Genomic DNA, 21,170 nt, shown 5'->3' on the forward strand with positions numbered 1-21,170 from the left:
CTGGCGCGGGAATTAATGAATTCGAGAATGTCTGCGGTAGCAATGGCCTGGCTCTCGGCATCACGTCGATGCTTGTATTCCAGCGTGCCATCGGCAAGCCCGCGGTCGCCTACAACGATGCGATGCGGTATGCCTACCAACTCCATATCGGCAAATTTGACGCCTGGACTGGTCTTTTTGTCACGGTCGTCGAGCAGAACGTCGTAGCCAGCCGCGGTCAGTTCCGCATAGAGCTTATCGGTGGCCTCGCGGACGGCCTGGTTTTCATACTTCATCGGGACCAGTGCAATCTGGAACGGAGCGAGCGCGTCCGGCCAGAGAATGCCGCGGTCATCGTAGTTCTGCTCGATGGCGGCCGCGACGACACGAGACACGCCGATGCCATAGCAACCCATGGTCAGAATGACAGGCTTACCGTTTTCACCCATCACACTGCAATTCATCGCCTCGCTGTATTTGGTGCCCAGTTGGAAGATGTGCCCAACTTCGATGCCACGTTTGATGACCAGCGTGCCGACACCGTCAGGGCTTGGATCACCCGCGACCACGTTGCGCAAATCGGATACTTCCGGAAGCGGCAGGTCGCGCTCCCAGTTGATACCGAAGTAGTGCTTGTCGTCCTGGTTGGCCCCAGCAGCGAAATCACTCATCAAGGCGACCGAGCGATCGATTACACAGGCGATAGGCAAGTTCAGCGGGCCCAGTGAGCCGGGGCCTGCACCGATGGCTGTACGTATCTCTTCATCGGTGGCGAATACCAACGGGCTCTCGACCTGAGCCAGATTAGCCGCCTTGATCTCATTGAGTTCGTGATCACCGCGGACGACCAGTGCGACCAGTTGACCTTTTTCTGTGCCGCGTACGACCAGCGTCTTGATCGTTTTCTCGATGGGTAGCTGGAACTGCTCGACCAGTGCGGCAATGGTCTTGCAGTTCGGCGTGTCGATCAGTCGCAGCTCCTCGCTGGCGGCTGCGCGCTCGGTTTCGCGCGGGATCGCCTCTGCTTTCTCGATGTTCGCGGCGTAGTCGGAGCTGTCACTAAATGCGATATCGTCTTCGCCGGACTCGGCGAGGACATGGAACTCGTGTGAGCCGGTGCCGCCGATGGACCCGGTGTCGGCCTGAACCGGGCGGAAATTCAGCCCCAGGCGAGTGAACACGTTGCAGTAGGCCTGATGCATGCGGTCGTAGGTTTGTTGCAACGATTCCTGATCCACATGGAACGAATACGCGTCCTTCATCGTGAACTCGCGCCCGCGCATCAATCCGAAGCGTGGACGAATCTCATCACGGAATTTTGTCTGGATCTGGTAGAAGTTGATCGGCAACTGCTTGTAGCTGTTGAGCTCGTTACGCGCCAGATCGGTGATGACTTCTTCATGCGTCGGGCCGACGCAAAACTCGCGATTATGGCGGTCTTTCAGGCGTAGCAGTTCAGGACCGTACTGCTCCCAACGACCGGACTCCTGCCACAGCTCGGCAGGTTGGATGGCGGGCATCAGTACTTCCAGTGCGCCGGCCTTGTTCATCTCGTCGCGAACGATGGCTTCGGCCTTGCGCAATGCACGCAACCCCATCGGCATCCAGGTATAGAGCCCCGAGGCCAGCTTACGAATCATGCCGGCACGCAGCATCAGCTGATGGCTGATGACAACCGCATCGGAAGGGGTTTCTTTAAGGGTCGAGAGCAGGAACTGACTGGTGCGCATGTGGGCCGTTGTGTCCTTGCAGAGCGGAGAATTTGGCTCGGCATTGTACGGCGGGTGCAGGTTGACGTACAGAATGGTTAGCGTGGACGGTTGCGTCATAACCGAAGAAGCCCGGTGGGTGCCGGGCTTCTTGTTCAGCTCGAGTTACAACTGAAGGGCCTGTATTACAGGATGTTCAGTGGGTACTCGACGATCAGGCGGGTGTCGCTCAGGTCGCGATCCAGGTTGTTGGTGGCCTGATAGAACGCCTGGCGAACGCGTAGCGATAGGTCCTTGGCTGGGCCTTCCTGGAATACGTATTTGGCTTCGATATCCCATTCGGACTCTTCGGCATCTGGACCGACCGGCATGTCGATATTGCTACCTGCAACATAGCGGGTCATGAAACTCAGACCGGATACGCCATAGGCTGCCATATCGAGGTCATAGCGGACCTGCCACGACTGCTCGTCCTTGTTATAGAAATCGGAATACTGAACCGAGTTGCCCAGCCAAACGGTGCCGCCGCCATCTATGCCGTAACCATAGCCGGCCTGAATCGGGTTGCCCTCGCTGTCGGTAGTAAAATAGCCGCCATGGGATTTTTGATATGCAGCGGTAAAGCTATGCGCCCCCATAGAATAGGTCGCTGCGAGGCTCCAGATTGTGTTGTCTTCGTCATTACCGTTACCGGTGAATTCCGACTCGTACTCGGTCTGGTAAATGTTGAAATCAAAGGCCAGCGACTGGTCGGCGCCTAGGCCCATGCTGTAGTTGGCGTTGCCGTAGATCTTTTCGAATGCGTCTTTCACATCCGAGTAGTACAGCGAGGTGCTCAGACTGTCGCTGAACGCGTATGTGCCACCGACGAAGTTGATCTCGTCTAGGCCTACAGAGTCATGATCGGCTTCGGATTTCGCGCTCAGTGCAGTAAAACGACCGGCGTTTAATTCAAGGCCTTCGATCTCGCTGCTGGTGATCAAGCCACCGCGTGCGGTTTCTGGTAGCAGTCGAGCATCATCAGTGGAGAACACCGGCAGGGCCACAAACTGTGTGCCGTATTTCAGAACGGTATCTGAAACGCGGAATTTGACTGCAACGCCCGCCTCGGAGTAATCATCCTGGGGCTTGCCTTCACTGTCTTTCGGGAAAATGTCCGGCCAGGCACGATCTTTACCGCTGTCAAGCTTTACGCCCAGCAGGCCAATCGCGTCGACACCCACACCAATGGTGCCCTGAGTGAAACCGGACTCGAAGGTGCCGATGAAGCCATGGCCCCATGCTTCGCGATAGCTCTGACCTTCGCCACGGAAGTCACGGTTCATATACAGGTTGCGGTTGAAGATAGTCAGGCTGCTGCCTTCCACAAAGCCTTCCGACTCCGACTGGCTGGACGCCAGCGCCATTTGCGATGTGCCGGCCGCAACGGCCATGGCGATAACGCTCCACTTCATCACTTTCATGATTGCTCCTTTGGTTTCAAATTGGTGCTTGCTTTCCTGCGTTCGCCGGAAAGAGGCATCTTTATTTTCGGTTCTCAAGCTCAATTCAATCCATGTCTGCCTAGCTGGTCGTAAACCTGCAGCAAGCCTTGGAATGCATTCCGAGAATTACTGTGTAGCTGGGTAAACTAGCGCGAGCAAGCTTAACTCAGCTATTTCCGATTTTCTTCCCCTGTTCGTGCAGCTTTTTTTAATCAAAGCAATAACTGTGCACAAATCCAATCATCGAATTTCCGCGACGATTCGGGTCGATGGCTGGTGGCGATCGCGCTAAAGCGGGACAGAATGCGAACGCGCTTGCGCTGCGTTGGTGCGCGCCGGCGTTGGTGATCCCATCGAGCGCTGGAGTATCCTGCGGCAATCGGTCAGGCACAGCTTGCTGCCGCCAATATCAATAAAGAACTGGAGGCCGTTATGTTCGTTCTCGATGCACGCCTGGAGCGGGATACGCTGGCGGTGGGTGATTTTCCGCTGTGCCGGTTGCTATTGATGAATGATGCCAATTACCCATGGTTCATCCTGGTGCCTCGTCGAGAGGAGGTCAGTGAGCTGTTCCAACTGGATCCGGCTGACCAGCAACTGTTATGGCAAGAGGCGACAATGCTTGCCGAGATACTCAAGGACACCTTCGGCGCGGACAAGATGAACCTGGCAACGCTGGGGAACGTCGTGAGCCAATTGCATGTGCATGTGGTCGCTCGGCGGCAGGACGACGCTGCCTGGCCGGCGCCGGTCTGGGGCTTTCAGCCAGCCAGGCCTTATAACGAAGCGCAACTGGCCGTTGTCAGGCAGAAGCTGAAACTTGTCCTTGCCGACGGCTTTCAATTCGAGGAGGGCAGGTAATGGAGTTGGAGCAACGCATCACCGACTTAGAGGCGCGTCTAGCTTTTCAGGATGACACCATTCAGACGCTGAGCGATGTGCTGGTCGCACAGCAGCGAACAGTCGACCGGCTGCAGGCGCAGCTCGGTTTGCTCGCCAGGCGACAGGAAGACCTGCAAAGCAGAATGGAGGGGGAGGGAGACGAAGCGCCGCCGCCCCATTATTGACAGGGCGGCGGCGTGGTAGCGGCAGAGTGCGCTGGCGCCCTGCGTCAGCAGTCAGCGGTTGGCCTAGTCGGCGACTACGTCTTCGGCCTGGAGGCCTTTGTCGCGCATCATGACGGTAAATTCGACGCGCTGGCCCTCGATAAGTACCCGGTGCCCTTCGCCTCGAATCGCCCGGAAGTGGACAAAGACATCGTCGCCACTGTCACGGGAAATGAAACCGAAACCCTTTGAAGTATTGAACCACTTGACGGTGCCTTTCTCGCGCCCGGCGGCCGGAGCGGCAGCGTGACTGGGCTGCACTTTGCGGGGTTTACCAGCGCTGCGGTTCGGTGTACCTGAGTTTTTGGTTTTCGTTTGGCTTGTTGCCAATTGCAGCAGTACGGCAATGAACGCGAGCATTAGGCTGGCTAGGGTTGCCGGCTGGCCTGCGACGCTGGCGACCGGAATCAACACGACAACAATCTGGACGGCAGCTGCAGCAACTAGCAGTGCCGATGCGCCGAACAATAGTGGGCGGGTATGACCGCTGGTGTTCAGCTGGGCGGAGGCAGCGAACTGCACGTTCAGCAGGCCCAGAAGCAGCAGGCACAACGCTGCAGGTTGGACCAGTAGTGGCATGGCGCCGGTCAGGCTGGGGACGAACGATAATATCAAGGCGGCTACGCCCGTTAATACATGAAGGATCTTAAGCATTCTTATGGCTCACAGTTAAATAGCACGACAGAAAGCGGCAGGCTTCAGGGCGAGTGGAGACGCTGAGCGTAAGTGAGGCGATCGCTCGTATTTGGATAGTGCCCTGCCTGCGGCGCGCGCGAATTTAACAGCAAAGGGTGACGTCGCTCAATTCGGTGTGCTTGAGGTTCGCGATTGAGCGGGGCGTGGGGCGGGTCAGGTCGAGTCTTACAGGTTCGTTTGCGCTGGAGGGGTTCCGGTGGGATAGCCGCACGTGCGGCTATCCCAATTGCAAGCGAATACGCTGGCGGATGGTCAGGCAGCCAGCAGGCTGCGCAGCATCCAGGCGGTTTTCTCGTGGATCTGCATGCGTTGGGTCAGCAGATCAGCGGTGGGCTCGTCGCTTACCTTTTCCAGCAGCGGGAAAATGCCACGTGCAGTGCGGACTACCGCTTCCTGGCCTTCAACTAGCAGTTTGATCATCTCCTCGGCAGCGGGGATGCCCTCTTGCTCCTTGATAGACGACAGCTTCGAATAGGCGGCGTAAGTGCCCGGAGCCGGAAAACCCAGCGCGCGGATACGCTCAGCAATGTCATCCACCGCCAGCGCAAGTTCGGTGTACTGGGTCTCGAACATCGTGTGCAGTGTGTTGAACATCGGGCCCGTCACGTTCCAGTGGAAGTTGTGGGTCTTCAGATACAAGGTGTAGGTATCGGCCAGCAGGCGGGACAAACCGTCCGCAATAGCGGCGCGATCCTGTTCGGCAATACCAATGTCGATTTCCATGGTTTTCTCCCGTTTGGTGAATTCGCTGACATTCTATGCCAGAAAATGAGTGTCTTCGGTGCGTGCTGCGCTGGCAGCTGCGATTTATGGCTTGGAAGGCACAATGACGATTTCGGTTCAAAAAACGATGCTTATTGGATCGATTGTTCGTCCCTATCGGCAGCCGGCTGCGTTGAAATGATTATGCGGATATAATCCCGCGCTTGTGTCGGGCGGCTCGTTTTGCCGTGCGGGGAAGTGCTGCGGTGCTGGTGCTTGATCCTTCCATTACCGACTATCGATATTCCAGGCGGGACGCCACCAGGTAGCCGTCTGCACAGTCGCGATTCGAGCGACCCAATGAATTTCCAAGATACGAGAAGCGAACCTCACCATGATGCGCAGCCACTATTGCGGCCAGTTGAACGAAAGCCTGGACGGCCAGGAAATCACTCTTTGCGGCTGGGTTCACCGTCGCCGTGACCACGGCGGGGTGATCTTCCTCGACGTGCGTGACCGCGAGGGGCTGGCTCAGGTCGTATTCGATCCTGATCGCGCCGATACCTTCGCCGCCGCAGACAAGGTGCGCAGCGAGTATGTGATCAAGATCACCGGCAAGGTGCGCCTGCGCCCGGCTGGTGCGGTCAACCCGAACATGGCTTCCGGCGCTATCGAGGTGCTCGGCTACGAACTCGAAGTCCTGAATGAAGCTGAAACCCCACCGTTTCCGCTCAATGAATACAGCGATGTCGGCGAGGAAACTCGTCTGCGTTATCGCTTCATTGACCTGCGCCGGCCAGAGATGGCCGAGAAGCTCAAACTGCGCTCGAAAATCACTGCCAGCATCCGCGGCTACCTCGATGAGAATGGCTTTCTCGACGTTGAAACGCCGATTCTCGGGCGTCCGACGCCTGAAGGTGCACGTGACTATCTGGTACCTAGCCGTACCCATGCCGGTAATTTCTTCGCGCTGCCTCAGTCGCCGCAGCTGTTCAAACAGTTGCTGATGGTTGCGGGTTTCGACCGCTACTACCAGATCGCCAAGTGCTTCCGTGACGAAGACCTTCGTGCAGACCGTCAGCCGGAATTCACCCAGATCGACATTGAAACCAGCTTCCTCGAAGAGTCCGACATCATCGGAATCACCGAAGGCATGGTGCGCAAGCTGTTCAAGGAAGTGCTGGGCATCGAGTTCGGCGAGTTCCCTCACATGCCGTTCGAAGAGGCCATGCGTCGTTATGGTTCCGACAAGCCGGACCTGCGCATTCCGATGGAACTGGTCGATGTCGCCGATCAGCTGCAGCAGGTCGAATTCAAGGTGTTCAGCGGCCCGGCGAACGACCCCAAATGCCGCGTTGCCGCGCTGCGCGTACCGGGCGGGGCGAGCATGCCGCGCAAGCAGATTGATGACTACACCAAGTTTGTCGGTATCTACGGTGCCAAGGGTCTGGCGTATATCAAGGTCAACGAGCGCGCCAAAGGCGTCGAGGGTCTGCAGTCCCCGATCGTGAAGAACATCCCGGAAGACAAGCTCAACGTGATCCTTGATCGCGTTGGCGCCGTCGACGGCGATATCGTCTTCTTTGGCGCGGACAAGGCCAAGATCGTATCCGAGGCGCTGGGCGCACTGCGCATCAAGCTTGGCCATGATCTGAAGCTGCTGACCTGTGAGTGGGCGCCGATGTGGGTGGTCGACTTTCCGATGTTCGAGGAGAACGATGACGGCTCGCTCAGCGCGCTGCATCATCCTTTCACTGCGCCGAAGTGCACACCGCAGGAGCTCGAGGCGAACCCGGCGGGTGCACTGTCGCGTGCCTATGACATGGTGCTAAACGGCACCGAGTTGGGTGGCGGTTCGATCCGTATCCACCGCAAGGAAATGCAGCAGACGGTATTCCGCATCCTGGGCATCGATGAGGCAGAGCAGGACGAAAAGTTTGGCTTCCTGCTCGATGCGCTCAAGTTCGGCGCGCCGCCGCATGGTGGGCTGGCGTTCGGCCTCGATCGTCTGGTGATGCTGATGACCGGCGCGCAATCGATTCGTGAAGTCATCGCCTTCCCGAAAACCCAGAGTGCCGCGGACGTCATGACCCAGGCACCGGGTGCGGTGGATGGCAAGGCATTGCGTGAATTGCATATTCGCCTGCGCGAGCAGCCGAAAGCCGAATGACGGCACAAGAGCCCAGGGAAACCTGGGCTCTTGGTTTCAGCAAGATGAAAAGTTGATCGGAAAGGGAGGCAGTTAATGGCTGGTCATTCCAAATGGGCCAACATCAAGCACCGCAAGGGGCGTCAGGACGCCAAGCGCGGCAAGATCTTTACCAAGCTGATACGCGAGCTGACGGTCGCCGCCAAGAGCGGGCCTATTCCAGCAGACAATCCGCGACTGCGTTTGGCGGTCGATAAAGCATTGGTTGCAAATATGTCGCGCGACGTGATTGACCGTGCCATTGCGCGCGGCGCAGGCACTAACGACGCTGATAATGTGGTCGAGCTGACCTACGAAGGCTACGCGCCTAGCGGTGTCGCCATCATCGTCGAGGCCATGACCGACAACCGTAACCGTACGGCCGCAGAAGTGCGTCATGCCTTCAGCAAGCACGGCGGCAATCTCGGCACGGATGGTTCGGTCGCCTATATGTTCGATCGCAAGGGGCAGATCAGCTTTGCCGCGGGCGTAGAAGAGGACGCATTGATGGAAGCGGCGCTGGAGGCCGGCGCCGACGATGTGGAAATGGGCGAAGACGGCTCGGCTCTGGTGTCTACCAGCTTTACGGATTTTCACGCGGTCAACGAGGCGCTAGCTGCTGCGGGATTCAAAGGTGACGAAGCGGACATCGCGATGATCCCGTCGATCGCGGCGCCGCTGACAGATCTGGACACTGCACAGAAGGTGCTGCGTCTGATCGATGCGCTGGAGGATCTGGACGACGTGCAGAACGTCTACCATAACGCCGAGATTCCGGATGAGCTCATGGAGCAGCTGGACTGACTCGTTGCGATGGACAAAGAGCCGGAAGTCACCAAAAGTGCTTCCGGTTTTTTTTCGAGGAGCGCCCGGTGTCTCGTTATGTCTCTGGCCGCGGGGAAGGGGCATCCTTATACTAGCGACTGGATAAATAGACAGTACGGCGGCTGCATGACGCTTATTCTGGGTATAGACCCGGGCTCACGAATCACCGGCTACGGCGTGGTGCGAGATAACGGTCGCACCTGCGAGTATGTCGCGTCGGGTTGCATTCGCACGGGTAGCGGTGAGCTTTCGTCACGCTTGCAGGCGGTGTTCTGCGGTGTCAGCGAAGTCATTCGCCTGCATGGTCCCGTGACGATGGGCATTGAACAGGTGTTCATGGCGCGTAACGCCGATTCCGCATTGAAGCTGGGCCAGGCGAGGGGGGCTGCAATCGTGGCGGCTGCGGAGCAAGGGCTCGACATCTCCGAATACACCGCCACGCAGGTCAAACAGGCGATTGCCGGAACCGGCGGTGCGGACAAGCAGCAGGTACAGATGATGGTGATGCATCTGCTGAAATTGACGCAGAAGCCGCAGATCGATGCCTCTGATGCTCTGGCAATTGCTTTGTGCCATGCACATCATCGTCAGAGCCTGATTCCGCATGGCCTTGCCGGCGCTAAGCGAAGAGCCGGGCGCCTGCGGCTGTAGTTGAACTCTTCGGCATATGTCTGAGAGCAGGTTTGAGTAATCCGATCGGTTGAGTATCGATCGAACGAGGACGTATCACAGTGATTGGACGCTTGCGCGGTACCCTGGCGGAAAAACAGCCGCCTCATCTGATTCTCGACGTCAATGGCATCGGCTACGAGCTCGAGGTGCCGATGACCACACTGTATCGACTGCCTTTGGTGGGTGAGCCGGTCACGCTGCACACCCATCTGGTTGTACGTGAAGATGCGCATCTGCTTTATGGCTTTGCTGAAAAGCGTGACCGTGAGTTGTTTCGGGAACTGATTCGGCTCAACGGCGTCGGGCCGAAGCTCGCCCTTGCGTTGATGTCCGGCCTTGAGGTGGATGAGCTGGTGCGCTGCGTCCAGGCGCAGGATACCTCTGTGCTGGTCAAGATCCCGGGCGTCGGCAAGAAGACTGCCGAGCGCCTGTTGGTCGAACTGAAGGATCGCTTCAAGGCCTGGGAGACCATGCCGTCAATCGCCACGCTGGTAGTGGAACCCCGTGGCTCTGTGGCAGTCTCAAGCGCCGAGAATGACGCAGTCAGCGCATTGATCTCCCTTGGCTTCAAACCGCAAGAGGCGAGCCGGGCCGTATCAGCCGTACAGGAAGAAAACTTGAGCAGTGAAGACCTGATCCGCCGTGCATTGAAGGGAATGGTCTAGCGTGCGCTCTCAAATGTTTGCGACGGCGTTGGTCGCGAAGCGGCTTTGTCCGTCCGTGCTTTGCTCAGCTGGTGCGCTGGCGTTGCGCCTCATGACGGATATACCTGGAGCGGAGTCGGTTGAAGGTGGGCGCTCATGATCGAAGCTGACCGCCTCATCACCGCTACCGGTCGTGACCGCGAAGAACAGTTCGATCGCGCCATCCGCCCGCTGAGTCTGGCGGAATATATTGGTCAGCCGGTCGTGCGCGAGCAGATGGACCTTTTCATTCGCGCGGCGCGTGGACGCAAAGAATCGCTGGACCACACGCTGATCTTTGGTCCGCCAGGCCTGGGCAAGACCACGTTGGCCAATATCATCGCGCAGGAAATGGGCGTTTCGATCAAAAGCACCTCGGGCCCAGTGCTCGAGCGGCCGGGAGATCTTGCGGCGCTGCTGACTAACCTGGAAGAAGGCGATGTGCTGTTCGTCGACGAGATCCATCGGCTGTCGCCAATCGTGGAGGAAGTGCTTTATCCCGCGATGGAGGATTTTCAGCTCGACATCATGATCGGCGAGGGGCCTGCGGCGCGTTCGATCAAGCTCGACCTGCCACCGTTTACCTTGGTTGGTGCGACGACGCGGGCCGGCATGCTGACCAATCCACTGCGCGACCGTTTCGGTATCGTTCAGCGTCTCGAGTTTTACTCGACAGCTGACCTGGCAACGATTGTCACTCGATCAGCCGGGATTCTCGGCCTACCTATCGAGGCGGAAGGGGCGGTTGAAATTGCTCGTCGTGCCCGAGGTACGCCGCGTATTGCCAATCGCCTGCTCCGCCGGGTGCGCGACTTCGCCGAAGTGCGTGGGAATGGCGAGATCAGCCGCAGCACCGCGGACCTCGCGCTGAACATGCTCGATGTCGACGAACGTGGCCTCGACCATCAGGATCGCCGGCTGCTGCTTACGCTGATCGAGAAGTTCGATGGTGGTCCGGTTGGCATCGACAGCCTGGCGGCTGCCATCAGCGAAGAGCGTCACACCATCGAGGATGTGCTTGAGCCTTATCTGATCCAGCAGGGCTACATCATGCGCACCCCAAGGGGGCGCGTTGTTACGCGTCACGCCTACCTGCACTTCGGTTTGAACCTGCCAAAACGCTTGGGCGATACACCCACTCCCGACCTGTTCAGTGGCGACACAGAGTGACAAAAATTTCTTTGTTGTACCCGATTGGCAATTGCAGGGCCTAGCACTAGTATGCGCGCGGAATCACAAGCTCAATTGTTCTCCCACCGTTGTCGCGTGTATTACGAAGATACCGACGCGGGTGGCATCGTTTATTACGTCAACTACCTGAAGTTCATGGAGCGGGCCCGTACCGAGCGGCTGCGTAGCCTGGGTTTTGCCCAGTCACAGCTGGTCGGTGAAGACCTGCTTTTCGTCGTGCATTCGAGTGAAGCGCGTTATCACGCGCCGGCGCGTCTGGACGACGAGCTGCTGGTAACTGCCGAAGTGGTCGAAGTGAAGCGTGCGAGCCTGCGTTTCAAACAGCAGGTGCGGCGAGCTGACGATGATGTACTGCTCTGCGAGGGGCAGTTCGTGGTGGCCTGTGTGCGCACCGAGAGTTTGAAACCCCGTCCTATTCCCGAGCTGCTGCGTGCCGCTTTCGTCAGGTCGGGTCTACCCCCAGCAGGAGAGTAAGCGTGGAATCCAACGTCGATCATATGTCCATGTGGAGCCTGATCAGCAACGCCAGCTTTGTGGTTCAGTTGGTGATGCTGATTCTAGTGGCCGCCTCGGTGACCTCATGGATCTTGATTTTTCAGCGCGGCAATATGATCCGAGCCGCCAAGCGTTCGCTGGACGCTTTCGAGGAACGGTTCTGGTCGGGTATCGATCTGTCCAAACTTTACCGTCAGGCCGGAAGCAATCCGGATCCGGACTCGGGGGTCGAGCAGATTTTTCGTGCCGGTTTCAAGGAATTCTCCCGCCTGCGCCAGCAGCAAGGCGTCGATCCGGACGCGGTGATGGATGGTGTGAATCGCGCGATGCGAGTCGCCATCTCGCGCGAGGAAGAAAAACTCGAACAAGGCCTGCCGTTCCTGGCAACAGTGGGTTCCACCAGTCCCTACATCGGCCTGTTCGGTACTGTATGGGGCATCATGAACTCCTTTCGCGGGTTGGCGCAGGTTCAGCAAGCCACGCTGGCGACCGTGGCGCCGGGCATTGCCGAAGCATTAATTGCCACGGCGATCGGTCTTTTTGCAGCGATTCCAGCGGTCATTGCCTATAACCGCTTCGCGGCGCGTGGCGAGATGCTCATCGGCCGGTATTACACCTTTGCCGATGAGTTCCAGGCGATTCTCCATCGCAAAGTTCACACCTCCGAAGATTGAGGCCCATAGGCCATGGCAAGAATTCGCAACAGACGCAAGCCTGTCGCCGAGATGAACGTAGTGCCGTACATCGACGTGATGTTGGTACTGCTGGTGATCTTCATGGTGACCGCCCCGATGCTTAACCAAGGCGTGAAAGTGGACTTGCCGAAAGTGAGCAGCGAAGTGCTGCCTCAGGATAATGACTCGCGGGTCCTGACAATCTCGATAACGGCCGACAAGACCTATTACTGGAATATTGGCAGCGAGGTCGACACTGATACCGTCCAGGACAAGGCACTGACGCTCGAGGAAATGACCAAGGCGGTCACCGCGATCATGAATCAGAACCGAAGTCAGGGTAAGCAGATCCAGGTCTTCGTTCGAGGCGACAAAGCTGTGGATTACGGTTCGGTAATGGCGGCCATGGGTGGCTTGCAGGAGGCGGGCGTGGGTAATGTCGGCCTGATCACCGAGGCGCCTTGATGCAGCGGTCGGATCGTTCGCGCTCTGAGAGCCTCTATTGGCCCACCATTCTGGCGGTGGGCCTGCATGTCATCATTTTTGGCACGCTGTTCGTCAGTTTCGCCATGACGCCGGAACTGCCGCCGTCCAAACCTATCGTTCAGGCCACCCTGTATCAGCTCAAGTCGCAGAGCCAGGCAAAGGTGCAGACGAACCAGAAAATCGCTGGCGAAGCGCAGAAGACTGCTGCAAAGCAGTATGAAGCCGAGCAGCTGGAACAGCGCAAGGTCGAACAGCAAAAACAGGCGGCGGCAAAAGCTGCGGAACAAAAAAAGGCTGATGAGGCTCGAAAGGCCGAGGCAGCGAAGGCGGATGCTGCGAAGAAGGTCGCTGAGGCCAAAAAAGCTGAAGAAGTAAAGAAGGCCGAGCAACGGAAGCAGGCCGAGATCGCCAAGAAGAAAGCGGCCGAAGAAGCACAGAAGAAAAAAGCCGCTGAGGAGGCGAAGAAGAAGGCAGCAGCTGAAGCGGCGAAAAAGAAAGCTGCCGAGGACGCGAAGAAAAAAGCGGCTGCTGAGGCAGCCAAGAAGAAGACTGCTGAGGAGGCGAAGAAGAAGGCTGCCGCTGAGGCCGCTCGCAAGGCCGTCGAAGACAAGAAGGCACAAGCACTGGCCGAGCTGTTGTCCGATGATACGGAGCGACAGCAGGCGCTGGCTGACACCCAGGGCGACCAGACGTCTGGTAATTATGATGATCTGATAGTCAGCCTGGTCAGCCAGCAATGGAGAAGGCCGCCGTCCGCACGCAATGGCATGACTGTGGAGGTTACGATCCAGATGTTGCCGGATGGCACCATTACCAACGCGAGCGTCACACGTTCTAGCGGGGATAATGCCTTCGACAGATCTGCAGTTGCAGCTGTACGAAACGTTGGCAGAATCCCCGAAATGCAAGATATGGATCGTGCCACATTTGATCAGCTGTACCGACAACGGCGGATGATATTTAAACCTGAGGATTTGGATCTGTGAGAATTTTGATTCGCTTTGTCGTGTTCGGGCTATTCCTGCTTGCCGGCGTTGTACATGCGGCCGATCCGCTTGTCGTTACCAGCGGCACTGACCGCGCCACGCCGATCGCAGTAGTTCCGTTTGGCTGGCAGGGTGGAACCGTGCTGCCTGAAGACATGGCCGAGATAATCGGCAATGACATGCGCAATTCGGGCATGTTCCAGCCTATTCCCAAGCAGAACATGATCAGCCTGCCCACCCGCGGCACTGAAATCATCTTTCGTGACTGGAAGGCGCTGGGCGCCCAGTACGTCATGGTCGGTAACATCACGCCGGGCGCCGGCAAGCTGCAGATCCGCTACGAGGTGTACAACGTAACTACCGAGCAGCAGGTACTGACCGGCACTGTCGGCGGTTCTCAGGACCAACTGCGTGACATGGCGCACTATGCCTCCGATCAGGCATTTGAAAAACTTACTGGCATCAAAGGCGCGTTCTCGACTCGCCTTCTGTATGTCACGGTCGAGCGGCTTGGCGGCGCGAATACGCGCTATACCCTGCAGCGCTCCGACTATGACGGTGCTCGCGCAGTAACGTTGCTGCAGTCCCGCGAGCCAATCCTGTCGCCGCGCTATTCGCCGGACGGTCGCCGTATTGCCTACGTCTCGTTCGAGCAGAAGCGTCCGCGCATCTTCATGCAACACATCGATACCGGTCGCCGCGAGCAGATCACTAATTTTGAAGGGTTGAACGGTGCGCCGGCATTTTCGCCGGATGGCAATCGCCTAGCATTTGTACTGTCGAAGGACGGCAATCCGGAGATCTATGTGATGGATCTCAGCTCGCGTCAGCTACAGCGTCTTACCAACCATTACGCAATCGACACGGAGCCTTTCTGGGGCGCTGATGGGCGGACCATCTATTTCACCTCAGACCGTGCCGGCAAGCCGCAGATCTACAAGCAACGCCTAGGGACCAATAGCGCCGAGCGCGTGACCTTTGTGGGCAACTACAACGCCAACCCGAAGCTGTCGGCAGACGAAAAGACGCTGGTCATGATTCACCGTCAGGAGGGCTACACTAACTTCAAGGTCGCAGCGCAGGACCTGCAGCGTGGTAGTTTGCGCATACTTTCCGAGACAAGTTTAGATGAGTCGCCCACTGTTGCACCTAATGGCACCATGCTAATCTACGCGACCCGCCAGCAGGGCCGGGGAGTCTTGATGCTCGTATCAATCAATGGTCGAGTTAGGCTCCCGCTTCCTACTGCTCAAGGCGAAGTCCGTGAGCCATCGTGGTCCCCTTACCTGAACTGATGCGGTATCAACGCTTTACTAACCAAAACACACCTGGGGTTGTTACACATGGAAATGCTGAAATTCGGTAAGTTCGCTGCGCTGGCTCTGGCTATGGCCGTAGCCGTTGGTTGTTCGTCCAAGGGCGGCGACGACTCGGGCGAAGGCTCCACTGCCATTGATCCGAACGCCGGTTACGGTGCCGACAGTGGCTCCGTTGACGGCAGCATGAGCGAAGAAGCTGCTCTGCGCGCTATCACCACTTTCTACTTCGAATACGACAGCTCGGACCTGAAGCCGGAAGCCATGCGCGCCCTGGACGTCCATGCCAAGGATCTGAAGTCCGCTGGTAACCGCGTTGTTCTGGAAGGCCACACCGACGAGCGTGGTACTCGCGAGTACAACATGGCCCTGGGCGAGCGTCGTTCCAAGGCTGTCCAGCGTTACCTGGTTCTGCAGGGCGTATCGCCTGCGCAGCTGGAGCTGGTTTCCTACGGTGAAGAGCGTCCGGTTGCCATGGGCAACGACGAGCAGTCCTGGGCTCAGAACCGTCGCGTTGAACTGCGTAAGTAATAAGCCATGCTCAAGCACCGTTATGCTCTGACGCTTCTTACGCTCGGGCTTCCGCTTGTTGCGGCGGCTCAGGTGCCAGTTGTGGAATATGACTCGCAGGCCCAAGGTGGCGCGGCGGAGTCAGGTTACGCCGCTGGGTCGGATACTGGCGGTGCCTATGCCGGAGGTGGAGCATCAGCTCCGTCTTCGGCGCAGGGTATGCTCTTCGTGCAGTTGCAGCAAATGCAGGAAGAGATCGCGCAACTGCGCGGGATGTTGGAAGTGCAACAGAATGAGATCCAGCGCCTGAAGCAAGAAGGGCTGGAGCGTTATCAAGATCTAGATCGTCGCTTGTCGAGCGCCTCGTCGGGCGGATCGACTAGTCAGAATTCGTCACCCGCTGGTGCCATCGATGCCAACGGGCCTGTGCAGCCGCCGGCGGGTGCCTCGGCGCCGCAAATGGCAGGCAACCAATCAGCTGACCCTGAAAAGGAAAAGCTTTATTACGACGCCGCGTTTGACCTTATTAAGGCAAAGGACTTCGATAAGGCCAGCCAGGCCTTCGCTGCTTTTCTACGCAAGTATCCGAGCAGTCCCTATGCCGGTAACGCCCAGTATTGGTTGGGAGAAGTGAATCTCGCCAAGGGTGATATGCAGGGTGCTGGACAGGCGTTCGCCAAGGTCAGCCAGGCATACCCCCAGCACAACAAGGTTCCCGATTCGCTGTACAAGCTCGCTGATGTCGAGTTGCGTTTGGGTAATCGTGACAAGGCCAACGGCATTCTTCGTCAAGTTATAGCCGATTACCCGAACAGCTCGGCGGCGCAGTTGGCTCAGCGTCAGTTGAATCGATAGGACTTGCCTTGCTCCATGTCAAACCCGCCCCTCCGGCGGGTTTTTCGTTAGAATCGCACCCCCTTTCCGCAACGGAGGCGGATGGCCTGTTTAGCTGTCACGCCCGTGGTGCTATGCAACATACCTTGCGAATTTCCGAAATTTTCTACTCGCTACAGGGGGAGACGCGTACCAGCGGATTGCCCACCGTATTCGTTCGTCTGACAGGCTGCCCGTTGCGCTGTCAATACTGCGACACCGCCTACGCCTTCCATAGCGGAGAGGTCATCCCGCTCGATGTCATCGTGGCCCGCATTGCCGCGTATCACCCCCGTTACGTCTGTGTTACCGGCGGTGAGCCGGTGGCTCAGCCGAACTGTATCCCGTTGCTGGAGCGTCTATGTGATGCTGGCTACGAAGTGTCGCTGGAAACTAGCGGTGCGCTGGATATATCAATGACTGATGTGTGGGTGAGTCGGGTCGTGGATCTGAAAACACCGGATTCGGCGGAAATGGCGCGTAACCGCTACGAGAATATCGGTCATCTGACGCAAAATGATCAGGTCAAATTCGTGCTCTGCTCACGTGAAGACTACGATTGGGCGGTGTCCAAGCTGATCGAGTACAGGTTGGATGCGCGGGCAGGCGAGGTGCTGTTTTCACCCAGTCACGGGCAATTGAACGCACGTACGTTGGCTGACTGGATCGTCAGCGATAACCTTCCGGTGCGGCTGCAGCTGCAGCTGCACAAGATTCTCTGGAACGATGCGCCCGGGCACTGACCGGCCGTGAGTCGCTGCCGCTCAGGTGTCGCAGCAAAATTCGACAGGTATTCGTGATGACTGGCAAGAAAGCGGTAATCCTGCTGTCTGGCGGGCTCGATTCGGCCACCGTGGTTGCGATGGCCAAGGCTGACGGCTATGCCTGCTATAGCATGAGTTTCGATTATGGCCAACGCCATCGCGCAGAGCTGCAGGCTGCGGAGTGGGTCGCTCAACAGTTGGGTGTAGTGGAGCACAAGGTTATCGGTATGAGCCTCAACGGGGTCGGCGGGTCGGCATTGACCGATAGCCGCATCGCCGTGCCTGAGACGTTGGGCGAAGGGATACCGGTGACGTACGTGCCGGCACGCAACACCTTGTTCCTGTCCCTGGCATTGGGTTGGGCTGAGGTGCTGGATGCGCAGGATATCTTCATTGGTGTGAATGCGGTCGACTACTCAGGCTATCCAGATTGTCGTCCGGCGTTTATCGAAGCCTTCGAGCGGCTGGCCAATCTAGCCACCAAGGCGGGTGTAGAAGGGCGCAGGTTTTCCATTCGCGCCCCGCTGCAGAACCTAAGCAAGGGTGAGATTGTCCAGGCTGGCGTGCGGTTGGGTGTCGACTACAGCATGACCGTTTCTTGCTACCAGGCGGACGAAGATGGGCGCGCATGTGGCAAGTGTGACAGTTGCCGTTTGCGGGCAGCTGGTTTCGATGAGGCAGGTGTCGCTGATCCCACCCGCTACACGTGATCCAAAAAAAACTTGATTTACTCAATCAAATCAGTATCATGCGCTCCGCATCGGGTCGTTAGCTCAGTTGGTAGAGCAGTTGGCTTTTAACCAATTGGTCGTAGGTTCGAATCCCACACGACCCACCAAATTCCCTTCGGGGGCGAAAAAACCGGAGGCCGAAAGGCCATCCGGTTTTTTTATGTCTGTCCGTTGCGTTTGTTTTGGGCGCCTAGTTCTTGTGGTTATAACTGGCGTTTTTCACTACGACCTTGGTCTGTGACCCGCGGGTAAATAAACGTAATAGACTGCTGCCTTCCGATTGTTCCGTTGGTTTGAGGCTCACATGTATTCTGATCGCATCCGCTTGTCCTCCCTGCAGTGCAAGGTCATGAGCGCCCGAGAGGCCGCTACCCTAATTAACGATGGCATGACCATCGGCATGAGCGGGTTCACCCGAGCGGGTGAAGCCAAGGCCGTACCGCTAGCACTGGTCGACCGCGCAAAGGATGAAAAGCTGAAGATCAGCCTCATTACTGGCGCGAGCCTGGGTAACGATCTTGACGGAAAGATGGCCGAAGCTGGTCTTCTGGCCCGCCGTGTTCCCTTTCAGGCGGACGCTACACTGCGCAAGGCGATCAATCAGGGCGAGGTCATGTTCATCGACCAGCACCTGTCGCATACCGTCGAGCAGATGCGTAACCACCAGATCAAGCGGCCTGATGTGACTATCATCGAGGCGGTGTGCATTACGGAGCAGGGTCATATCGTTCCGACCACCTCGGTTGGCAACTCTGCCAACCTGGCGGTCTTTGCTGACAAGATCATTGTCGAGCTGAACCTGGCACACAACCCCAACCTTGAAGGCTTGCACGACATCTATTTCCCGGGTGACCGTCCGAATCGTGGCCCGATCCCGCTGACCAAGGTGGATGATCGTATTGGTACGCCGGCCATTCCGGTCGATCCGGCGAAAATCGCAGCAATCGTTATCACGGAACAGCCAGACTCCTATTCGACTGTTACCCCGGCGGACGAAGATACCCAGGCTATCGCCAACCATCTGGTTGAGTTCTTCAAGACGGAAGTCGAGGCCGGGCGGCTGCCGAAGAACCTTGGCCCGATGCAGGTCGGTATCGGTAACATCGCCAACGCCGTGGTCTGCGGTTTGATCGATTCACCGTTCGAAGATCTCGTTATGTATTCCGAAGTGCTGCAGGACTGCACCTTCGAGTTGATCGATGCAGGGAAGATGAAGTTCGCCTCCGGTTGTTCCATCACGCTCTCCGAGCGCTGCAACGATCGCGTGTTCGGCAACCTGGAAAAATACAAGGACAAGCTGATTCTGCGCCCTCAGGAAATCTCCAACCATCCTGAGCTGGTGCGTCGTCTCGGTATCGTCGGCATCAACACGGCGCTGGAATTCGATATCTACGGCAACGTCAACTCGACACATGTCGGCGGCACCAAGATGATGAACGGGATCGGCGGCTCGGGCGACTTCGCACGAAACGCAAACATGGCGATCTTTGTCACCAAGTCCATTGCCAAGGGCGGCAGTATTTCTAGCGTCGTTCCGATGGTCGCCCACGTTGACCACACCGAGCATGACGTCGAGATCCTGGTGACCGAGCAGGGCCTGGCCGATCTTCGCGGTCTGGCGCCGAGGGAGCGTGCGCGCGTAATTATCGACAACTGCGTGCATCCGTCTTACCGCGATGCGTTGAACGCTTACTTTGACGCAGCTTGCAAGAAGGGTGGGCAGACGCCACACCTGCTGCACGAGGCAATGGATTGGCACACCAATCTCGAAGAACGCGGTCATATGCTCAAAGGCAAGTGATGCGGAGCCCGCCGATGCAAGTCGGCGGGCTTTTCAGTTCAGCGCAGTAATTTGGTGTTTCCCGTCCGCTTTCACTTTTCTGAACGCTTCGGCTAGTATTTCGCCCCCTTGGTAACAGCAGGGGTGAAATGCTCGGTCTTCCTCGCTTCACCTCTCCTTTCGCTACGCCCGTATTCTCGGCCTCGATGGCTATAATCGGCGACTCGTACGCCGCCGTGCTTGCAGGAACCAGCGAACATGACGCAAATACCCGAACGTATTCTTGTGCAGGCTCACCTGGCGGCCAAGCAGCCCAAGCCGCTGACGGCTGAGCAGGAAGCACAGTTGCGCAGCGATATCGCCGCCGAGTTGAAGCGGCAAAACGCGGTACTGGTTGCGCACTACTATACCGATCCGGTGATTCAGTCATTGGCGGAGGAAACCGGCGGTTGCGTTTCGGACTCCCTGGAGATGGCGAGATTCGGCAACGAACATAGCGCGCAAACCGTAGTCGTCGCAGGCGTCAAGTTCATGGGTGAAACGGCGAAGATCCTCAATCCGGAGAAGCGGGTTCTGATGCCGACGCTGGAGGCTACTTGTTCCTTGGATCTGGGTTGTCCTGTCGAGGAGTTCTCGGCGTTCTGCGACCAGCATCCCGAGCGCACCGTCGTGGTTTACGCCAACACATCTGCCGCGGTGAAGGCGCGTGCCGATTGGGTCGTTACTTCCAGTTGCGCCCTGGAAATCGTCGAGAGCCTGATGGACAACGGTGAAAAGATCATCTGGGCACCCGACAAGCACCTCGGAAACTATGTGCAGCGTGAGACCGGCGCGGACATGCTGTTGTGGGATGGTGCCTGCATCGTTCATGAAGAGTTCAAGTCAAAGCAGCTGGGGGACATGAAAGCGCTATACCCCGATGCGGCTGTGCTGGTTCATCCCGAGTCACCCGAATCGGTGATCGCGCTTGCTGACGCAGTCGGTTCGACGAGCCAGTTGATCAAAGCAGCGCAGACCCTGACGAACCCGATGTTCATCGTTGCGACTGACCGCGGGATCTTCTACAAAATGCAGCAGCTTTGCCCGGACAAACAATTTGTCGAGGCGCCGACAGCTGGCAGCGGGGCTACCTGCCGGAGTTGCGCTCATTGCCCGTGGATGGCGATGAACACACTCGAGCGTACGCTGGAATGCCTGCGCACTGGCAGCGATGAGATCAAGGTGGACCCGGCATTGATTCCGCGCGCGGTCAAGCCGCTCAAGCGCATGCTGGAATTTACCCAGGCGGCGCGCCTCCGGCAGGCCGGCAACGCCTGACGC

General features: G+C 57.8%; 22 protein-coding genes and 1 tRNA gene. 19 read left to right on the plus strand and 4 right to left on the minus strand.

Annotated elements, in window-relative coordinates:
• Together PSTU_RS0118570 and PSTU_RS0118575 are read right to left on the minus strand one after the other, a co-directional pair.
• Positions 1–1,709 (minus strand): proline--tRNA ligase (locus PSTU_RS0118570; protein WP_029404869.1); only part of this gene is annotated, 1,709 nt, incomplete at its 3' end.
• A gap of 164 nt (positions 1,710–1,873) precedes the next feature.
• Positions 1,874–3,151 carry an OprD family porin gene (locus PSTU_RS0118575; RefSeq protein ID WP_019342523.1) on the minus strand — a complete coding sequence of 426 codons (1,278 nt, stop codon included), beginning with the start codon at positions 3,149–3,151 and terminating at the stop codon, positions 1,874–1,876.
• Positions 3,152–3,604: 453 nt separating this feature from the next.
• Here PSTU_RS0118575 and PSTU_RS0118580 point away from each other — a divergent pair, with 453 nt between their 5' ends.
• Together PSTU_RS0118580 and PSTU_RS0118585 are read left to right on the plus strand one after the other, a co-directional pair.
• Positions 3,605–4,033: an HIT family protein gene (locus tag PSTU_RS0118580; protein WP_019342524.1), complete on the plus strand. Its 429-nt coding sequence runs from the start codon at positions 3,605–3,607 to the stop codon at positions 4,031–4,033.
• Positions 4,033–4,239: a SlyX family protein gene (locus PSTU_RS0118585; RefSeq protein ID WP_019342525.1), complete on the plus strand. Its 207-nt coding sequence runs from the start codon at positions 4,033–4,035 to the stop codon at positions 4,237–4,239. Before PSTU_RS0118580 ends, PSTU_RS0118585 begins: the two co-directional genes overlap by 1 nt.
• A 63-nt stretch (positions 4,240–4,302) precedes the next feature.
• Here the strand turns inward: PSTU_RS0118585 and PSTU_RS22200 are convergent, their stop codons facing one another.
• Both PSTU_RS22200 and PSTU_RS0118595 read right to left on the minus strand, forming a co-directional pair.
• Positions 4,303–4,932 carry a cold-shock protein gene (locus PSTU_RS22200; RefSeq protein WP_019342526.1) on the minus strand — a complete coding sequence of 210 codons (630 nt, stop codon included), beginning with the start codon at positions 4,930–4,932 and terminating at the stop codon, positions 4,303–4,305.
• 294 nt (positions 4,933–5,226) lie between these two features.
• Positions 5,227–5,697 (minus strand): Dps family protein, encoded by a 471-nt coding sequence (locus PSTU_RS0118595; protein WP_019342527.1) that lies wholly within the window; start codon positions 5,695–5,697, stop codon positions 5,227–5,229.
• A 373-nt stretch (positions 5,698–6,070) separates the two neighbouring features.
• Here PSTU_RS0118595 and aspS point away from each other — a divergent pair, with 373 nt between their 5' ends.
• The 17 genes from aspS to nadA all read left to right on the plus strand — a co-directional run bounded on the left by aspS (position 6,071) and on the right by nadA (position 21,167).
• Positions 6,071–7,846 (plus strand): aspartate--tRNA ligase, encoded by a 1,776-nt coding sequence (gene aspS / locus PSTU_RS0118600; RefSeq protein ID WP_019342528.1) that lies wholly within the window; start codon positions 6,071–6,073, stop codon positions 7,844–7,846.
• Positions 7,847–7,921: 75 nt separating this feature from the next.
• A complete protein-coding gene (locus PSTU_RS0118605; RefSeq protein WP_019342529.1) occupies positions 7,922–8,668 on the plus strand; it encodes a YebC/PmpR family DNA-binding transcriptional regulator in 747 nt (248 codons plus the stop codon).
• 147 nt (positions 8,669–8,815) lie between these two features.
• A complete protein-coding gene (gene ruvC / locus PSTU_RS0118610; RefSeq protein ID WP_019342530.1) occupies positions 8,816–9,340 on the plus strand; it encodes a crossover junction endodeoxyribonuclease RuvC in 525 nt (174 codons plus the stop codon).
• An 80-nt stretch (positions 9,341–9,420) separates the two neighbouring features.
• Positions 9,421–10,026: a Holliday junction branch migration protein RuvA gene (gene ruvA / locus PSTU_RS0118615; protein ID WP_019342531.1), complete on the plus strand. Its 606-nt coding sequence runs from the start codon at positions 9,421–9,423 to the stop codon at positions 10,024–10,026.
• Positions 10,027–10,161: 135 nt separating this feature from the next.
• A complete protein-coding gene (gene ruvB, locus PSTU_RS0118620) occupies positions 10,162–11,214 on the plus strand; it encodes a Holliday junction branch migration DNA helicase RuvB (RefSeq protein ID WP_019342532.1) in 1,053 nt (350 codons plus the stop codon).
• 51 nt (positions 11,215–11,265) lie between these two features.
• A complete protein-coding gene (ybgC, locus tag PSTU_RS0118625; RefSeq protein ID WP_019342533.1) occupies positions 11,266–11,709 on the plus strand; it encodes a tol-pal system-associated acyl-CoA thioesterase in 444 nt (147 codons plus the stop codon).
• A gap of 2 nt (positions 11,710–11,711) precedes the next feature.
• Positions 11,712–12,404: a protein TolQ gene (gene tolQ / locus PSTU_RS0118630; RefSeq protein WP_019342534.1), complete on the plus strand. Its 693-nt coding sequence runs from the start codon at positions 11,712–11,714 to the stop codon at positions 12,402–12,404.
• A gap of 12 nt (positions 12,405–12,416) precedes the next feature.
• A complete protein-coding gene (gene tolR / locus PSTU_RS0118635) occupies positions 12,417–12,869 on the plus strand; it encodes a protein TolR (protein ID WP_019342535.1) in 453 nt (150 codons plus the stop codon).
• Positions 12,866–13,876 (plus strand): cell envelope integrity protein TolA, encoded by a 1,011-nt coding sequence (gene tolA, locus PSTU_RS0118640; RefSeq protein WP_029404870.1) that lies wholly within the window; start codon positions 12,866–12,868, stop codon positions 13,874–13,876. The genes tolR and tolA overlap by 4 nt, the downstream gene beginning before the upstream one ends.
• Positions 13,873–15,171 (plus strand): Tol-Pal system beta propeller repeat protein TolB, encoded by a 1,299-nt coding sequence (tolB, locus tag PSTU_RS0118645; protein ID WP_019342537.1) that lies wholly within the window; start codon positions 13,873–13,875, stop codon positions 15,169–15,171. The genes tolA and tolB overlap by 4 nt, the downstream gene beginning before the upstream one ends.
• A 48-nt stretch (positions 15,172–15,219) precedes the next feature.
• Positions 15,220–15,723 (plus strand): peptidoglycan-associated lipoprotein Pal, encoded by a 504-nt coding sequence (pal, locus tag PSTU_RS0118650; RefSeq protein WP_019342538.1) that lies wholly within the window; start codon positions 15,220–15,222, stop codon positions 15,721–15,723.
• Between the two features lie 6 nt (positions 15,724–15,729).
• Complete coding sequence (gene ybgF / locus PSTU_RS0118655; protein ID WP_019342539.1) at positions 15,730–16,557, plus strand: tol-pal system protein YbgF; 828 nt, start codon at positions 15,730–15,732, stop codon at positions 16,555–16,557.
• 113 nt (positions 16,558–16,670) lie between these two features.
• Positions 16,671–17,318, plus strand: coding sequence for a 7-carboxy-7-deazaguanine synthase QueE (queE, locus tag PSTU_RS0118660; protein WP_019342540.1), 648 nt, complete (start codon positions 16,671–16,673; stop codon positions 17,316–17,318).
• A 56-nt stretch (positions 17,319–17,374) separates the two neighbouring features.
• Positions 17,375–18,049 (plus strand): 7-cyano-7-deazaguanine synthase QueC, encoded by a 675-nt coding sequence (gene queC / locus PSTU_RS0118665; RefSeq protein WP_019342541.1) that lies wholly within the window; start codon positions 17,375–17,377, stop codon positions 18,047–18,049.
• A 52-nt stretch (positions 18,050–18,101) separates the two neighbouring features.
• Positions 18,102–18,177 (plus strand) — tRNA-Lys (locus PSTU_RS0118670).
• A gap of 197 nt (positions 18,178–18,374) precedes the next feature.
• Positions 18,375–19,871 (plus strand): acetyl-CoA hydrolase/transferase family protein, encoded by a 1,497-nt coding sequence (locus PSTU_RS0118675; RefSeq protein ID WP_019342542.1) that lies wholly within the window; start codon positions 18,375–18,377, stop codon positions 19,869–19,871.
• A gap of 237 nt (positions 19,872–20,108) precedes the next feature.
• Positions 20,109–21,167 carry a quinolinate synthase NadA gene (nadA, locus tag PSTU_RS0118680; RefSeq protein ID WP_019342543.1) on the plus strand — a complete coding sequence of 353 codons (1,059 nt, stop codon included), beginning with the start codon at positions 20,109–20,111 and terminating at the stop codon, positions 21,165–21,167.
• The last annotated feature ends 3 nt before the right edge of the window (positions 21,168–21,170 follow it).

The sequence above is a fragment of the Stutzerimonas stutzeri SDM-LAC genome (assembly GCF_000235745.1).
In the GTDB taxonomy this organism is placed as follows: domain Bacteria; phylum Pseudomonadota; class Gammaproteobacteria; order Pseudomonadales; family Pseudomonadaceae; genus Stutzerimonas; species Stutzerimonas stutzeri_H.

Bases quoted from the DNA above. Each gene is read 5' to 3' on its own strand.
- pal (WP_019342538.1), top strand. From the start codon at position 15,220: ATGGAAATGCTGAAATTCGGTAAGTTCGCTGCGCTGGCTCTGGCTATG.
- ruvB (WP_019342532.1), top strand. From the start codon at position 10,162: ATGATCGAAGCTGACCGCCTCATCACCGCTACCGGTCGTGACCGCGAA.
- PSTU_RS0118605 (WP_019342529.1), top strand. From the start codon at position 7,922: ATGGCTGGTCATTCCAAATGGGCCAACATCAAGCACCGCAAGGGGCGT.
- queC (WP_019342541.1), top strand. From the start codon at position 17,375: ATGACTGGCAAGAAAGCGGTAATCCTGCTGTCTGGCGGGCTCGATTCG.
- PSTU_RS0118580 (WP_019342524.1), top strand. From the start codon at position 3,605: ATGTTCGTTCTCGATGCACGCCTGGAGCGGGATACGCTGGCGGTGGGT.
- ruvC (WP_019342530.1), top strand. From the start codon at position 8,816: ATGACGCTTATTCTGGGTATAGACCCGGGCTCACGAATCACCGGCTAC.
- nadA (WP_019342543.1), top strand. From the start codon at position 20,109: ATGACGCAAATACCCGAACGTATTCTTGTGCAGGCTCACCTGGCGGCC.
- PSTU_RS0118585 (WP_019342525.1), top strand. From the start codon at position 4,033: ATGGAGTTGGAGCAACGCATCACCGACTTAGAGGCGCGTCTAGCTTTT.
- queE (WP_019342540.1), top strand. From the start codon at position 16,671: ATGCAACATACCTTGCGAATTTCCGAAATTTTCTACTCGCTACAGGGG.
- ybgF (WP_019342539.1), top strand. From the start codon at position 15,730: ATGCTCAAGCACCGTTATGCTCTGACGCTTCTTACGCTCGGGCTTCCG.
- aspS (WP_019342528.1), top strand. From the start codon at position 6,071: ATGATGCGCAGCCACTATTGCGGCCAGTTGAACGAAAGCCTGGACGGC.
- ybgC (WP_019342533.1), top strand. From the start codon at position 11,266: ATGCGCGCGGAATCACAAGCTCAATTGTTCTCCCACCGTTGTCGCGTG.
- PSTU_RS22200 (WP_019342526.1), bottom strand. From the start codon at position 4,932: ATGCTTAAGATCCTTCATGTATTAACGGGCGTAGCCGCCTTGATATTA.
- PSTU_RS0118575 (WP_019342523.1), bottom strand. From the start codon at position 3,151: ATGAAAGTGATGAAGTGGAGCGTTATCGCCATGGCCGTTGCGGCCGGC.
- tolR (WP_019342535.1), top strand. From the start codon at position 12,417: ATGGCAAGAATTCGCAACAGACGCAAGCCTGTCGCCGAGATGAACGTA.
- PSTU_RS0118675 (WP_019342542.1), top strand. From the start codon at position 18,375: ATGTATTCTGATCGCATCCGCTTGTCCTCCCTGCAGTGCAAGGTCATG.
- PSTU_RS0118595 (WP_019342527.1), bottom strand. From the start codon at position 5,697: ATGGAAATCGACATTGGTATTGCCGAACAGGATCGCGCCGCTATTGCG.